Source organism: Streptomyces morookaense (assembly GCF_013030945.1).
Lineage (GTDB): Bacteria > Actinomycetota > Actinomycetes > Streptomycetales > Streptomycetaceae > Streptomyces > Streptomyces morookaensis.
Genome location: NZ_JABBXF010000012.1, coordinates 70959 through 84321 on the forward strand (window position 1 = coordinate 70959; position 13363 = coordinate 84321).

Genomic DNA, 13363 nt, shown 5'->3' on the forward strand with positions numbered 1-13363 from the left:
GACTTCACCCACACCACGTCCCCACCGTGACCGGGGACGAGCATGAGACCCAACAGGACGGGACCGCCATGCCTTCTTTCGCCACCCCGGAACCGATCTCCGCCACCGCCTTCGTCTACGCAGGCTCCATCCGGTTCACCGCCGGGGACCGCACCGACACCGTCGTCGACGTACGCCCCCGCGACCCCGGCCAGGACCGCGACGTACGCGCCGCCGAACAGACGGAGGTCACCTGCGGCGGCGGCACCCTGACCATCAAGACGCCCAAGCAGCGCCACCTCGTCGGCCGCGCCGGTGTCGTCGACGTGACGGTCGAACTGCCCACCGGTTCGCGTGTCGACACCACCGGCGCCTGGGTCCAGGTCCTCGGCGAGGGCCGCCTCGGCGACGTCCGCGTGAAGACCTCCTCGGGCGACGTCCGCCTCGACACCACCGGCCCCCTCCAACTGACCGCCTCCCACGGTTCGATCAGCGTCGAGCACATCGAGGGCGCAGCCGAGATCACCACCAGCTCCGGCAGCATGCGCGTCGGCACCGTCGCCGGATCCGCCGTCCTGAAGAACTCGCACGGCACCACGACCGTCGGCACCGCGTCGGGCGAGCTGCGGGTGAGCGGCGCGAACGGCGACATCGACATCGCGTGCGCCGAGGGATCGGTCACCGCCACGACCGCCCACGGCACTCTGCGGGTGGCCGAAGCCGCCCGCGGGACCGTCCAGTTGGAGACGTCGTACGGCGCGATCGAGGTCGGCATCCGCGAAGGCACCGCCGCCTGGCTCGACGCCACCTCCGGTCACGGGCAGGTGCGCAACACCCTCACCGCGTCCCAGGCGCCGACGGAGACCGAGGACACCGTCCAGGTCCGGGCCCGCACCCGCTACGGCAACATCGACATCCGCCGCGCCCGGTCCTGAGCGTCCGCCCCACGAACAATCCCCCAGCCGACTCGACCGACTCCACCCCTCGAACGGGAGGACCCATGCGCACTTCTGTCATGCCCACACCAAATCGGAGCGGCGATCCGCAACCGCCCGCCGCCGTCTCCGCGATCGGCCTGCGCAAGTCGTACGGCGACAAGACCGTCCTCGACGGCATCGATCTGCGCATCCCGGCCGGCACGGTCTTCGCACTGCTCGGACCGAACGGCGCCGGCAAGACGACCACCGTGCAGATCCTGTCCACCCTCGTCGCCGCCGACGGCGGACAGGCCCAGGTCGCGGGCCACGACATCGCCACGGCACCGGACGGGGTGCGCGCCGCGATCGGCGTCACCGGGCAGTTCGCCGCGCTCGACGACCTGCTCACCGCCGAGGAGAACCTGCTCCTCATGGCCGACCTGCTGCGCCTCGGCAAGCGCGAAGGGCGCTTCCGGGCCAAGGAGTTGCTGGAGCGGTTCGACATCGCGGACGTGGCGAGGAACCGGGCCGCGACCTTCTCCGGCGGTATGCGGCGCCGGCTCGACATCGCCATGACGCTGGTCGGCGACCCCCAGGTGATCTTCCTGGACGAGCCGACGACCGGGCTCGACCCGCGCAGCCGCCGCACCATGTGGGAGACGGTGCGCTCGCTGGTCGCGGGCGGCACCACCGTCTTCCTCACCACGCAATACCTGGAGGAGGCCGACCAGTTGGCGGACCGGATCGCCGTGCTCGACGGCGGCCGGATCGTGGCCGAGGGAACGGCCGAGGAGCTCAAGGCGCAGATCCCGGGCAGCCACGTACGGCTGCGGTTCACCGACTCCGTCGAGTACCTGCTCGCGACGGCCGCCTTCCCGGGTGCGACCCGGGACGACGAGAACCTCGCCCTGCGCGTGGCGGGCGACGGCGGCATCGACGCGCTGCGCGCCCTGCTCGACCGGCTCGACGCCGCGGGCATCCGGGCCGCCGACTTCTCCGTGCACACCCCCGATCTCGACGACGTGTTCCTGGCCCTGACCGGCCACGGCACCGGCACCGGTACCCCGCTTCCCGCCGAGGAGACCCAGCGATGAGCACTCTCACCTACGCCGTGCACGACTCGACGACGATGCTGCGGCGCAACCTCAAGCATGCGATCCGCTACCCCTCGGTGGGACTCGGCAGCGCCATGATGCCGATCCTGATGCTGCTGCTGTTCGCGTACGCCTTCGGGGGCTCGATCGGCGCGGGACTCCCGGGAGGCGGCGGCCGGGACGCGTATGTGAACTATCTGACGCCCGGCATCATCGTCATGGGCGTGGCCGCCGGCTCGATGTCGACGTCGATCGCGGTCTGCTCCGACATGACCGAGGGCATCATCAACCGCTTCCGCACCATGAACATCACGCGTTCGTCGTTCATGACGGGGCATGTCCTCGGGAGCGTCATCCAGACGATGGTGTGCATGATCCCGGTCGTGGGCGTCGCACTGGCCGTCGGCTTCCGCTCCGGGGCAACACCCTTGGAGTGGCTGGCCGCGGCCGGCCTCCTCGCGGCGATCGCCTTCGCGGTGACCTGGCTGTCGGTGGCGCTCGGCCTCATCTCCAAGACGGTCGAGTCCGCGAGCAACAAGCCGCTGCTGATCCAGTTCCTGCCGTTCCTGGGCTCCGCGTTCGTCCCGGCCCAGTCGATGTCGCCGGGCCTGCGCTGGTTCGCGGAGTACCAGCCGTTCACGCCGATGACGGAGGCACTGCGGGGCCTGCTCACCGGCTCGGCGATCGGCAACAACGGCTGGATCTCACTGGCTTGGTGCGCGGGCATCACCGTCGTCGGCTACATCTGGTCGCGGTCGCTGTTCAACAGCACGACGAAGCGCTGAATACGGTAGGGGCCCGGTCGAGCGAGAGGGCGGGAAGACATGGACGTGTATGAGGCCGTGGAAAGCCGCAGGGCCGTGCGGGCGTTCAGCGAGGAGCCGGTGCCCGAGGAGGTACTCGAGCGAGTGCTGACTGCAGCGGCACAGGCGCCGTCGAGCGGGAACCTCCAGCCCTGGCACATATACGTCGTGACCGGTGAGCCCTTGGCCGACCTGAAGCGGCGCGCAACGGCCAGGGCACTGGCGGGAGATCCGGGTGATGAGCGGGAGTACCCGATGTACCCGGCCGAATTGGCCCCGCCATATCTGGACCGTTTCGCCGCCGCGGCCGCCCAGCGGTACGAAGCGCTGGGCATCGACCGCGACGACCCCGAAAGGCCGAAGACAATCGCCGCCTTGAACTCGGAGGCGTTCGGGGCGCCCGTCGTCCTGTTCTGCTACCTCGACCGGACGATGGGGCCCGGACAGTGGGCTGACGCGGGGATGTACTTGCAGACGGTCATGCTGCTGCTGAGGGCGGAAGGGCTGCACAGCTGCCCCCAGGTGATGTGGACCATGTACCGCAAGACCGTCGGCCGGACGGTGGGAGCCGGAACCGGAGCCGATGACGGGCCCGTACTGTTCTGCGGCCTCTCGGTGGGGTTCGAGAAGGAGGGCGCACCGCGGCTGCGCACCGGGCGGGCGGACCTGAGCGAAACGGTGAGCTTCATCCGAGGCTGACCGTTTGCGGGGGCCGCCCGCCTTCCCCGTTACCCGGGGAGCAGAGTGAAGAACTCGCGGGGTCGGTGTTCGCGTTCATCGCATTCGGTGATGACGCCCGCATCACGGGCGGCGACGAACGCCGCCTTCAGCGCCTCCTCCGACGCGAACCGCCCGGTCGTCACGACCGCTTCGCCGTCGGCCGTGACCCAGCATTCGGCCGCCATGCCGCCCGGCCTGGAGCCCACGAACGCACAGGCCTTGCGCACGCGGCCGATGAACTCCTCGGCGTATTCGGGTCGCGGGTAATGGAAGGCAACGAAGCCGACGGTCATACCGTCGCCCCCTCTCGCATATACGGTGGCGTATAGGGCGAGGCTAGACCCGCATATACGGGGGCGTACAGATCGCCGGGTGTGAGAGGAAGCACATCATGGGCGGCGCGCACGAGGGGTTCAGGGCACCAGAGCCTGTCTGACAAATGGTCATCCGGCCGGTGCGCGAAGCCAGAGGATGAGGGACGCCAGGACCACTCCGGCGCGGTGGCGGTCGGCGAGTTCGTCGAAGGCGGTGGCGTCGTCGACGTTGCCGGGCGTGAGCACGGTGACAACGGCAGGCCCCGGCCAGCCGCGGCGAGGTGGACCTTGGCGGTCAGCCCTCCTCGCGACCAGCCAGGGCCTGGCGCGTCTGCGAGCGGCTCCGATCTATCAGTTCATCCCTGTATGCGGCCCCCTTTTGCGGGCGTCGGCGGCGTGCTGGTGAGCTCGGTTGACCGTGAAGTCGACGGCGACGGCCCACTCCACCTGGCCCGCCGCATCCTCGCGGACCTGGACGTGCTCCAGAGGGTTCGCCCAGGTGCCGTCCGCCTCCCAGCGGGCGAACCCGCTCGCAGACGGTCTGCCACGGCCCGTATCTCTCCGGGAGATCACGCCACCATGGGGGCCGGTCAACTTGCCGGTCCGAGCCCGAGTTTGGACTTGCTGGTCCATTTTCAGCGGCCTAGCGTGCTGATCATTCCCTCAAAGACGAGCTCGCAGGAAGGCGTCATCCCATGCACGCGATTCGGATCGAGGAGCACGGCGGCCCTGAGGTCATGCGGTGGAGCGAGTTGCCGGACCCGACCCCCGGCACCGGCGAGGCGCTGGTGCGCCTGGGCGCGGCGGGGGTGAACTACATGGACACAGGTGCCCGGGCGCAGGGTGGGCCCGGCTGGGCGGCCCCCGTTGTCCTGGGCGCCGAGGGCATGGGCTACGTCACCGCCCTCGGCGCGGGCGTGCACGACCTGGCCGTCGGCGACCGGGTCGCCTGGTTCTACCACCCGGGCAGCTACGCCGAGTTGCTCACCATCCCGGCGGACTCGCTGGTCAAGGTGCCCGACGGGGTGTCGGACGAGACAGCGGCCGCCGTGCTGATGCAGGGCCTGACCGCCAACCACCTGAGCACCGAGGCCTACCCCGTCGGCCCGGGCGACACGGCCGTGGTGCACGCGGCGGCCGGCGGGGTGGGCCTGCTGCTCACGCAGATGGTCAAGGCCCGCGGCGGGAACGTGATCGGCCTGGTCTCCCGCCCGGAGAAGGCCGGCGTCGCCCGGGAGGCCGGCGCCGACCACGTGCTGGTCCACTCCGGCGGCGGGTTCGAGGAGCAGGTCCGGGAGCTGACCGGCGGCCGCGGTGCGGACGTCGTCTACGACGGCGGCGGTGCCGACACGTTCGCCTCCTCGCAGTCGGCCTTGCGCCCGCACGGGGTGCACGCCTACTACGGCCCCTTCATGGGAGTCCCGACGCTGCGGCCCACCGACCTGCCCAACAGCATCCTGCTGACGTATCCGGTGGTGCACCACCACGTCGCCACCCGCGAGGCCCTGGTGCGGCGCGCCGGCGAGGTATTCGACATGGTCCTGGAAGGGCGGCTGATCCCGCGGATCACCGGCCGCTACCCGCTCGCCGAGGCGGCCCGGGCCCACGCGGACATCGAGTCCCGGCGCACCACCGGCAAGCTGCTGCTCCTACCGTGACCGCTACTTCCCCGGCGGGAAGGACGAACTGCTGCCGGCCGTGGCCCGCCATGAGGCGGCCCGGGTGATCGACGACCAGCAGCCCGAACTGGGCACCCTCACCTCCCGGGACGCCTGGCACCAGTGGCGTGACAGGGTCGTCGCCCGCTACCGTGCGCAGGGCGCGTGGCCCTCTCCGAGCTGGGACCGGCCACCGTAGCAGCGCGGGCGGTCGCCGCCGAGCTGGCCGAGCTGCTGGGGCAGTGGCAGGAGCAGATCGCCGCAGGCATCCGCCACATGCAGGGCATCGGCGAGAGCCGGGTCCGCCTGCACTCTGCCGCACGGTGCCCGCACAGTCCTGACCTCTGGCAGTGCTGTAACCGGGATTATGGCTCCGCGCACCAGCCGGATGACTATTTGTCAGACAGGCTCCAGGAGGCCCTGCCGCCCATCGCGCCCACCGCGCCTACCATCGGCCCATGACGACCGACCCGGCCGCCTCGTTGGCCACCGCCCAGCGCTCGCTGGGCGATCCTGCCCTCCGTTACCCACTATGGCCCCCGCTGACCAGCGGCTGCCCGAAGAGCAGCACGGATGAGGTCGCGTATCCGGTCGAGGTGGACTACGCATACGAGCACGTACCTGCCGACCTCTTCGACGGTCGGCCCCCGCGTACCGGCCTCGACCGCTGGGCCCCGCTCCTCCCGCCGCTCGCCGCCCCCGGACTCGGCGAGGGCGGCACGCCGTTGGTGGAGCTCGGGCCCGGGGTTTTCGTCAAGGACGAGTCCCGCAACCCTACTTGGAGTCACAAGGACCGCCTCAACCGGTGCACGGTCAGCGCCGCCGTGGCGTGCGGCGCACCCGGTGTCGTCGTCGCGTCGTCCGGCAACCACGGCGCCTCCGCCGCGGCGTTCGCGGCGCGGGCCGGGCTGCGCTGCGTCGTCCTCACCTCCACCGGCCTCCCGCAGGCGATGGACACCTTCCTGCGCGCATACGGCGCCGTCGTGCTGCCCGTGCCGACCGAGGCACGCTGGCCGCTCACCCGACGGATCGCCGAGCACTTCGGGCTGCAGCCCGTCAGCAATGTGACCCGCACCCATACCGGCCACGCGTTCGGTCCGGAGGGCTACAAGACGATTGCGTACGAGATCCACGCGGAACTGGGCGCCCCCGCAGCCGTCTTCGTCCCGACCGGTTACGGCGAGCTGCTCTTCGGGATCGGCAAGGGCTTCGCCGAACTGCACCGCCTCGGGGTGACGGACCGGGTCCCCCGGCTGTTCGCCTGCGAACCCGCCGCGGGCGGACCACTGGCCGCCGCCCTGCGCCAGGGCCTGCCGGCGGCGCATGTGGATGTCGGCGCCACGGACGCGTACGGCATCGGCTGCTCGGTGAACGGCTACCGCGGCGTCCTCGCGGTCCGCAACAGCGGTGGCCGTCCGGTGCTGCTCACGGACGAACAACTCCACGCCGCCCAGACGGAGCTGGCCCACGCCGGTCTGTGGGCGGAACTCTCGGCGTCCGCCGGCCTGGCGGGGCTGCGGGCCTGTGCCGACGAGGCCTTCGACGGGCCGGTGGTCTGCGTGTCGACGTCCAGCGGGTTCAAGGACCGGGGCGTCGGCAAGGAGCGCAGCGAGCCGGTGTCACCGGAGTGGACCGCTGTACGGGGGCGGTTGCGGGCGGCGGGGATCGGTGAGTGAGGGGGCCTGGTGGACGAGACGGCTGTACGCCGCTCCACCGGTGCCCTCCGGGGTTTTTGCCACCGGAAGCTCAAAAGAGGCCCCGCGCTTCACCCACTTTCTACCGATATGCCATCCAGCAATCACCGGAATCAATCATTCCGGTGTCAGGAACCCCGAACGAGCCCGGCAAGGCACGCCGAGCCACGACACTGGCCCCGGCTCTTGCACGAGACGTCCGTACGGATACAGGTGTTCAGCCGAGCGGCACCTTTGCGAAGCGCTCCCACTCGTACATGCGGTGGTCCCGGTTGAGCACGATCAGCTCGACACTGTCGATATGGGCTCGTGCCGGTTCGGCGTCGACGCGGCCAAGCGCTTCGGCCACCGGTGCAACAGGACCTCGGGAGTTGCTGTATGCAATAGAGACGTGAGGGGCGAAGCCATGTGCAGTTTCTGGTACTTGGGGCCATACATCCGCAATGGCGGCGCGGATCGCCGTTCGCACGTCTGCGGGCTGCCGGCTCGGCGAAGCCTCCCACCGGATGGCCTCGGGCGTGATGTCAGGTCGATCGAGCAGCAAGTGAAAGGCCGGTACAGCGCGCAGACGCGCAGTGGCTGCATCGACGATGGCTCGTGCCTCCTTCTCCGGAACCTCGTCCACGAAGCCAAGGCCCTGCATCGTGAGGTGCAGCCACCGGTCCGGCACCAGGTCGAGTCCCTGCACTTCGGCCAGGCCTTTACGATAAGTCTCGGCGAGCCGGTGAACCTCCGCGGCGCCCTGGAAGGTGAAGTGCCAGGTGTAGAAGCGTCGCCCAGGCCGCCAACCCGACCTCCACCACCAGTGGTTGGCCATGGTCTCTGGTTGAGTGCTCATGACCTGTCATCCAATCAGTCGGAGCCGCGGTCCGGCGAGAGGGCGATAAGCCGCGGTGCCGTCGCCTCGCACCAAGCACCGATCTCTTCCCGGAGCCGTACGGCCGGTCGCGCCCGGGAGCAGCAGGAGCGGGCCACTGTGGACGACAGCTCCCGCATGCGGTGCATGACCGGTTCGAGCCGATGTTCTGGTGCCAGCGACAACACGGGAGCGACCGCATCCGCGGTGCCGTCTGGCGATTCGAGCAGCAGGAAGGCGGACGCGCGCGCGATGTGGATCTGGGCGCTGGTGCCGTAGGAGTGAGCCGGCTGGCTCTGGAGCGCGTGATCAGCTTCTTCCAGGGCGCGATGGGCATCACCGGCCCGTGTGAGGACCGCGGCTGCGTAATTGGCGCGCCGGGCTTCCGGACAGGAGAACAGGCCGCCGATCTCGTCCTCACCTCTGATGTGTTCGCGTGCGTCATTGGCACGGGCAAGTGCGCTCCGGGCTTCGTCGATCGCCCCGAGTTCTGCCCAGGCGTCAGCCTCCTGAGAGGCCAGGAGCACGGCTACGGTGCCCTGCGGGCGGCGTGCGCTGCCACATCGGGCGTGACTGATGGCGTCACGAAGCCGACCGTCCCAGAAGGCGGTCTTCGATCGGGTGGAGAGCACCCAAGCGCTCAGCTCCGTGTGCCCGGCCAGTTCGGCGCACAGCCATGCAGTGCGCCCGTGGGTTTCGGCATAGCGGAGTTGGCCGAGGTCGCTGGACATCCAGGCGAGCATGGCGCAGAGGTACCCGGCCACCACATAGAGATCTCCGGTCTGCCTGGGATGCTGTCGTCCTTGGAGCAGGCTGAAGGTACGGTTGCGGAGTTTTCGGGTCTCCATGAAGACATGTGCTGGATCTCCGGTGAGGTAGTCCTCGGAGAGGGCGCGGGCATCCGCCATGAGCTGCTCAACGGCGATGTCGCCGACGTTTGTTGCCTCGGCCCACGTTGCCCAGTTCGCAGACTCCTTCGCTGCGATGTGGAGGAGTTGGCTGCCGGTCGACTCCAACCGCAGTGCCGACACCGGCTCCGGGTGGTTGGCTGCCGTTGACCGATCCATCGCCCGGGTGAGGACCCGGCGCTCCGTCTCCGGCATCGCCTTGCGGTCGTCGAGGTCAAGGAGCTGGTCGATACTGCACTCGTACATCTCGCTCAGAGCAGCCAGGACGGCGATGGTGGGACGTCGCCCGGACGGGCCCGGCCACTTCTCCCACTTGCCTACCAGGCTGGCATCGGCCGCGACGGCCCCCTTGCCACCGGCTCCTGCTTCGTTGATGCGGTCGGCGGTCTCCTGCAGCGTCCAGCCGAAGGCGTGCCGCCAGGCTTCACGGGGCCTGAAGGCGAAGCGTGCACGCATCTCGGATGCGATCTCCGCCCGGGGGCATCCGATGACCGTCATCTCGTGACGCAACCGGTCGCGCTCGGGCTTGGACCCGGCACTGGAGCGAGGAAGCATAGGCATCCCTGTGACGTGATGGATGCCCACACGGTAGCCGCCACGCCCTGGCAAGATGCGCGACTTCAGGCAGGGCGAGGGTGGTTGCGGACCGGTTCTCCGTCCAGAGATGCTCCTCGCCGCAGGTCAGGAGTATGCCGTGCTGTCCAGAATCCTTGGACTCTGCTGCCCGTGACGCGAACAGCGCGAATTGGGACGGTGGTGAGGCGCCAGAAGGCCCCACGCGGGCCTCGGTTACCTGATCCCGAGCGGACAGGCACTGCGCATGCCCCTGCCACCTGTCAGCAAACGAAGGCATTCACGTGACGTACTCGGCCCAACCCATTGACCCCCGCGTGTCCGGCGGTGCCGCAGCCCTCTGGCTCGTTTCGCGGGAGACCCGTCCGAGCGACGCCCGCGAGTCCTGGGCAAGAGGCATGACCGCCACGTTGCAGGTCGGCCTGCACTTCGACGTCGTCCAGCTCCCCTCCGGGGTGGTGGAACGTGGCATTCACGGCATCAAAGACCAGGCCGGGATCCAGGATCACTTCCTTGCGGTCGGCATCACCAGCGCCGTCATCGTCTCCCGTACGCAGGCCCGGTACTTCCTGCTCGTGCCGCCCCGCACATCACGGGACTGGTCAGAGCCCGGCACCCAGTGCATCGGCGCCGATCACCCCGTCAACTACCTCGGAGTTCCCGCCCCCACCCGCAGGGAACCACCCGGCGCCTACTGGCTCCTGCCCGCCCCCGACGACAGCCGCATGCTGTGCGACCCGATGAAGGTCCGCGTCCTCATCGGCAAGTCCAAGCACCGGCAGGGACAGGGGTGATGGCCAAGCACTGCGCCTGGTGCAAGAAGCCGGCGATCGAAACCACGGCGATCGACATCGTCGAGGGCGACCAAGCAGCCAGAAAGATCTACGCCTGCCCCGACTGCATGCGACGGTACCGGCTCGTACCGCTCCACGGTCACCAACCTCCACGGAACCGGTGACCGAGTCCGGTCCTCGCGGGGCCTGATCGCGTCGACCACCGTCACCCGGGGTCACCGACGTTCGACCCTGTGCCATCACACCTTGACAGGGGCGAGACCGCGCCCCATCGGAGCCCGAGCCTCCTAAACTGGAATTACCTCACCTGACTGAGGAGGTCGCCCCATGTCCACAGGGACCCTTCTGGCAATCATCATCCCCATCGTGGTGGTGCTGGCCCTGGTCGCAGTGGCGGCGGCGCTGATGATCCGGCGTCGCCGGCTGCGCGAGCGCTTCGGTCCGGAGTACGACCGGACCGTGGAACAAACCGGTGGCCGGCTGGCCGGTGAGCGTGAGCTCAGGGCCCGCGAGAAGCACCACGACGAGCTGGACATCAAACCGCTGCCGGACAGCTCGCGCAACCGGTACGCCCAGGAATGGAGCGGTGTCCAGCAGGAGTTCGTGGACCGGCCCGAGCAGGCCGTTCACGACGCCGACCGCCTGGTGGCCTCGCTGATGAACGAGCGCGGCTACCCCACGGAAGGGTTCGAGCAGCAGCTCAAGGACCTGTCCGTGGAGCATGGGCGCACCCTTGAGCACTATCGCGCGGCTCATGAGGTGGAGACGCTCACCGCCGGCGGCAAAGCCACCACCGAGCAGCTACGGGGCGCAATGGTCCACTACCGGGCCCTGTTCGACGAACTGCTCGCCAACGGCGGCCGGGCCAGGCACGCCCGTACCTGAACCCGCCCGCTCACGCCTGGCCGGAGAAAGCCATGCCCAGCGAAAACGACATACCGGACCGCGAGGAAAGCGGTCTTTCCACCGAGGACCTCGCCCAGCCCTCCGCGGCGCGCGAGGAGGCGCCGGTCTTCCCCGGCGAAGCGACCGAAGTGACCGAAGCGACCGAAGACACCGGAAGCCGGACGCCCGAGGCCGCGGCCCCCGAGGAGGAGAGGGAGGAGGAGTCTCCACGTCTGCTGGCGGAAGAGGACGAGGAGGGATACCGCAAGCGCTGGCGGGAGATCCAGAGCACGTTCGTGGACGAGCCGAGGGACGCCGTGCACGCAGCCGACTCCCTGGTCGCCGACGTCATGCAGACCCTCGCCACCACCTTCGCCGACCACAAACACGAACTGGAAGGCCAGTGGAGCAAGGGCGGGCAGGTGGACACCGAGGACCTGCGCATGGCCCTGCGCCGCTACCGATCGTTCTTCAACCGCCTGTTGAGCACCTGACATCTGACACTCCTGCAGCGGAAATGATCAGTGCCCCGGTCCTTCCGGACCGGGGCACCGACTACCGACTGCGCAAGCCGCAGGCTACTTCGGCGGCTCCGGCGTGGCGTGCGGGGTGCACGTCACGTCCTTGCCGTCCGTCTTGCCCGTGAGCAGGTAGGCGTCGACCCGCTCGTTGATGCAGGGGTTGACCAGGCCCGTCACACCGTGCGAACCCGCGCCCTGCTCCGTGATCAGCTCCGAGCCGCGGAAGCGCTTGTGGAGCTCGACCGCGCCGGCGTACGGCGTGGCGGCGTCACGGGTGGACTGGACGATGAGGGTCTTGGGCAGGCCCTTGTGGGTCGTGACCTCGACCGGGTTCTGCTGCGGCGTCTTCCACGTGGCGCAGGGCAGGTTCATCCACGCGTTGGACCACGTCATGAACGGGGCCTTGCGGTTGACGCGGGTGTTGTCCCGGTCCCACTTGGCCCAGCTGGTGGGCCACTTGGCATCGGCGCACTCGACGGCCGTGTAGACGGCGTTGCTGTTCTCCGAGGCGATGTTGCCCGCGGTGTTGGCCAGGTCCGGGCCGGCCGCCTCGACGAGCGCCTTCTCGTCGCCCGCGCGGTACTTCTGCCAGTTCTGGGCGACCGGGACCCACGAGGAGTCGTAGTACGCCGCGCTCTGGAAGTAGTTGATCAGCTCGGCCGGGCCGACGACCCCGCCGATGGGGTTCTTCTTGGCGGTGGCCCGCAGCTTCAGCCACTGCTCCTGGACCTTCTCCGCCGTGTCGCCGATGTGGAAGACGGAGTCGTGCTTGGCGACCCAGGTCTCCCAGTCCTTGAAGCGGCCCTCGAAGGCGACGTCCTGCTCCAGGTTGGCCTGGTACCAGATGTTGTCCTGCGCCGGGTTGACGACGCTGTCGACTATGAGGCGGCGGACGTGCGTCGGGAAGAGGGTGCCGTAGACGGCGCCGATGTACGTGCCGTAGGAGACGCCCAGGTAGTTGAGCTTCTTCTCGCCGAGGGCGGCCCGGATGACGTCGATGTCGCGGACGGTGTTCGGCGTGGTGAGGTACGGCAGGAGATCGCCGCTGCGCTCGTAGCAGCCGTCGGCGTACTCCTTGGCGAGCTTGCGCTGGGCGCGCTTGTCGGCCTCGCTGCCCGGCACCGGGTCGGCCTTGGGGGCCTTGACCCACTCCTGCGGGTCGACGCAGGAGATGGGGGCGGAGTGGCCCACGCCGCGCGGGTCGAAGCCGACGAAGTCGTAGGCCTTCGACGTCTTCGCGTACAGCGGGTTCTTGGTCGTCACCTTGCGCGGGAACTTCATGCCGGAGCCGCCGGGGCCGCCCGGGTTGTAGACGAGGGAGCCCTGGTGCTCGCTCGCGGTGCCGGTGGCGCGCGCCCGGTCCACCGCGATCTTGATGGTGCGGCCGTTCGGCTTGGCGTAGTCGACGGGCACGGTGACGAAACCGCACTCGATGGGCTTCTCCAGGCCCCAGGAGGCAGGGCAGTCCTGCCACTTGATGCCGGCCGCGGCCGCGCGCTCGGCGGCGATCCGCGCGCCGCGGGCCTCTGCGGCCCCGCCCGGCACCCGGCTGTCGGCGCTGGCCGCGGGCGCGGCCAGGAAACCGGCGACAAGGGCGCCGGTCATCACGGTGCCGGCCGCACCGAATATCGCTTGACGTCTCACGTG

General features: G+C 69.5%; 14 protein-coding genes and 1 pseudogene. 10 read left to right on the plus strand and 5 right to left on the minus strand.

Annotation, left to right across the window (positions count from 1 at the left end):
* Positions 1-68: 68 nt before the first annotated feature.
* The 4 genes from HG542_RS07085 to HG542_RS07100 all read left to right on the plus strand — a co-directional run bounded on the left by HG542_RS07085 (position 69) and on the right by HG542_RS07100 (position 3492).
* Positions 69-914 (plus strand): DUF4097 family beta strand repeat-containing protein, encoded by an 846-nt coding sequence (locus HG542_RS07085; RefSeq protein WP_171079212.1) that lies wholly within the window; start codon positions 69-71, stop codon positions 912-914.
* 80 nt (positions 915-994) lie between these two features.
* Positions 995-1990: an ATP-binding cassette domain-containing protein gene (locus HG542_RS07090; RefSeq protein ID WP_171079340.1), complete on the plus strand. Its 996-nt coding sequence runs from the start codon at positions 995-997 to the stop codon at positions 1988-1990.
* Positions 1987-2775: an ABC transporter permease gene (locus HG542_RS07095; RefSeq protein ID WP_171079213.1), complete on the plus strand. Its 789-nt coding sequence runs from the start codon at positions 1987-1989 to the stop codon at positions 2773-2775. Before HG542_RS07090 ends, HG542_RS07095 begins: the two co-directional genes overlap by 4 nt.
* Positions 2776-2814: 39 nt before the next feature.
* Positions 2815-3492 carry a nitroreductase gene (locus HG542_RS07100; protein ID WP_171079214.1) on the plus strand — a complete coding sequence of 226 codons (678 nt, stop codon included), beginning with the start codon at positions 2815-2817 and terminating at the stop codon, positions 3490-3492.
* 29 nt (positions 3493-3521) lie between these two features.
* Here HG542_RS07100 and HG542_RS07105 read toward each other — a convergent pair whose 3' ends face one another.
* Together HG542_RS07105 and HG542_RS34830 are read right to left on the minus strand one after the other, a co-directional pair.
* Complete coding sequence (locus HG542_RS07105) at positions 3522-3806, minus strand: antibiotic biosynthesis monooxygenase (protein WP_171079215.1); 285 nt, start codon at positions 3804-3806, stop codon at positions 3522-3524.
* Between the two features lie 204 nt (positions 3807-4010).
* Positions 4011-4404, minus strand: a pseudogene (locus tag HG542_RS34830) (transposase); the annotation flags it as partial.
* Positions 4405-4522: 118 nt separating this feature from the next.
* Here HG542_RS34830 and HG542_RS07115 point away from each other — a divergent pair.
* From HG542_RS07115 to HG542_RS07125, 3 genes are all read left to right on the plus strand, one after another.
* Positions 4523-5485 carry a quinone oxidoreductase family protein gene (locus HG542_RS07115; RefSeq protein ID WP_171079217.1) on the plus strand — a complete coding sequence of 321 codons (963 nt, stop codon included), beginning with the start codon at positions 4523-4525 and terminating at the stop codon, positions 5483-5485.
* A 40-nt stretch (positions 5486-5525) separates the two neighbouring features.
* Complete coding sequence (locus HG542_RS36250; protein ID WP_218039009.1) at positions 5526-5684, plus strand: hypothetical protein; 159 nt, start codon at positions 5526-5528, stop codon at positions 5682-5684.
* A 259-nt stretch (positions 5685-5943) separates the two neighbouring features.
* Positions 5944-7161 (plus strand): threonine synthase, encoded by a 1218-nt coding sequence (locus HG542_RS07125; RefSeq protein ID WP_171079218.1) that lies wholly within the window; start codon positions 5944-5946, stop codon positions 7159-7161.
* A gap of 235 nt (positions 7162-7396) precedes the next feature.
* Here the strand turns inward: HG542_RS07125 and HG542_RS07130 are convergent, their stop codons facing one another.
* On the minus strand, positions 7397-8017 hold the full coding sequence (locus tag HG542_RS07130) for a 2'-5' RNA ligase family protein (protein WP_229922597.1): 621 nt from the start codon (positions 8015-8017) through the stop codon (positions 7397-7399).
* Positions 8018-8031: 14 nt separating this feature from the next.
* Positions 8032-9441: an NsdA family TPR-like regulatory protein gene (locus tag HG542_RS07135; protein WP_229922598.1), complete on the minus strand. Its 1410-nt coding sequence runs from the start codon at positions 9439-9441 to the stop codon at positions 8032-8034.
* Between the two features lie 473 nt (positions 9442-9914).
* On the opposite strand from HG542_RS07135, the gene HG542_RS07140 reads away from it, so the two are divergent.
* The 3 genes from HG542_RS07140 (at position 9915) to HG542_RS07150 (ending at position 11689) form a co-directional block, all read left to right on the plus strand.
* Positions 9915-10310: a hypothetical protein gene (locus tag HG542_RS07140; protein WP_171079219.1), complete on the plus strand. Its 396-nt coding sequence runs from the start codon at positions 9915-9917 to the stop codon at positions 10308-10310.
* A gap of 327 nt (positions 10311-10637) precedes the next feature.
* Positions 10638-11195, plus strand: a complete 558-nt coding sequence (locus HG542_RS07145; RefSeq protein WP_171079220.1) for a hypothetical protein — start codon at positions 10638-10640, stop codon at positions 11193-11195.
* Positions 11196-11227: 32 nt separating this feature from the next.
* Complete coding sequence (locus HG542_RS07150; protein ID WP_171079221.1) at positions 11228-11689, plus strand: hypothetical protein; 462 nt, start codon at positions 11228-11230, stop codon at positions 11687-11689.
* A gap of 84 nt (positions 11690-11773) precedes the next feature.
* Here HG542_RS07150 and HG542_RS07155 read toward each other — a convergent pair whose 3' ends face one another.
* Positions 11774-13321, minus strand: coding sequence for an alpha/beta hydrolase (locus tag HG542_RS07155; protein WP_171079343.1), 1548 nt, complete (start codon positions 13319-13321; stop codon positions 11774-11776).
* Positions 13322-13363: the final 42 nt, after the last annotated feature.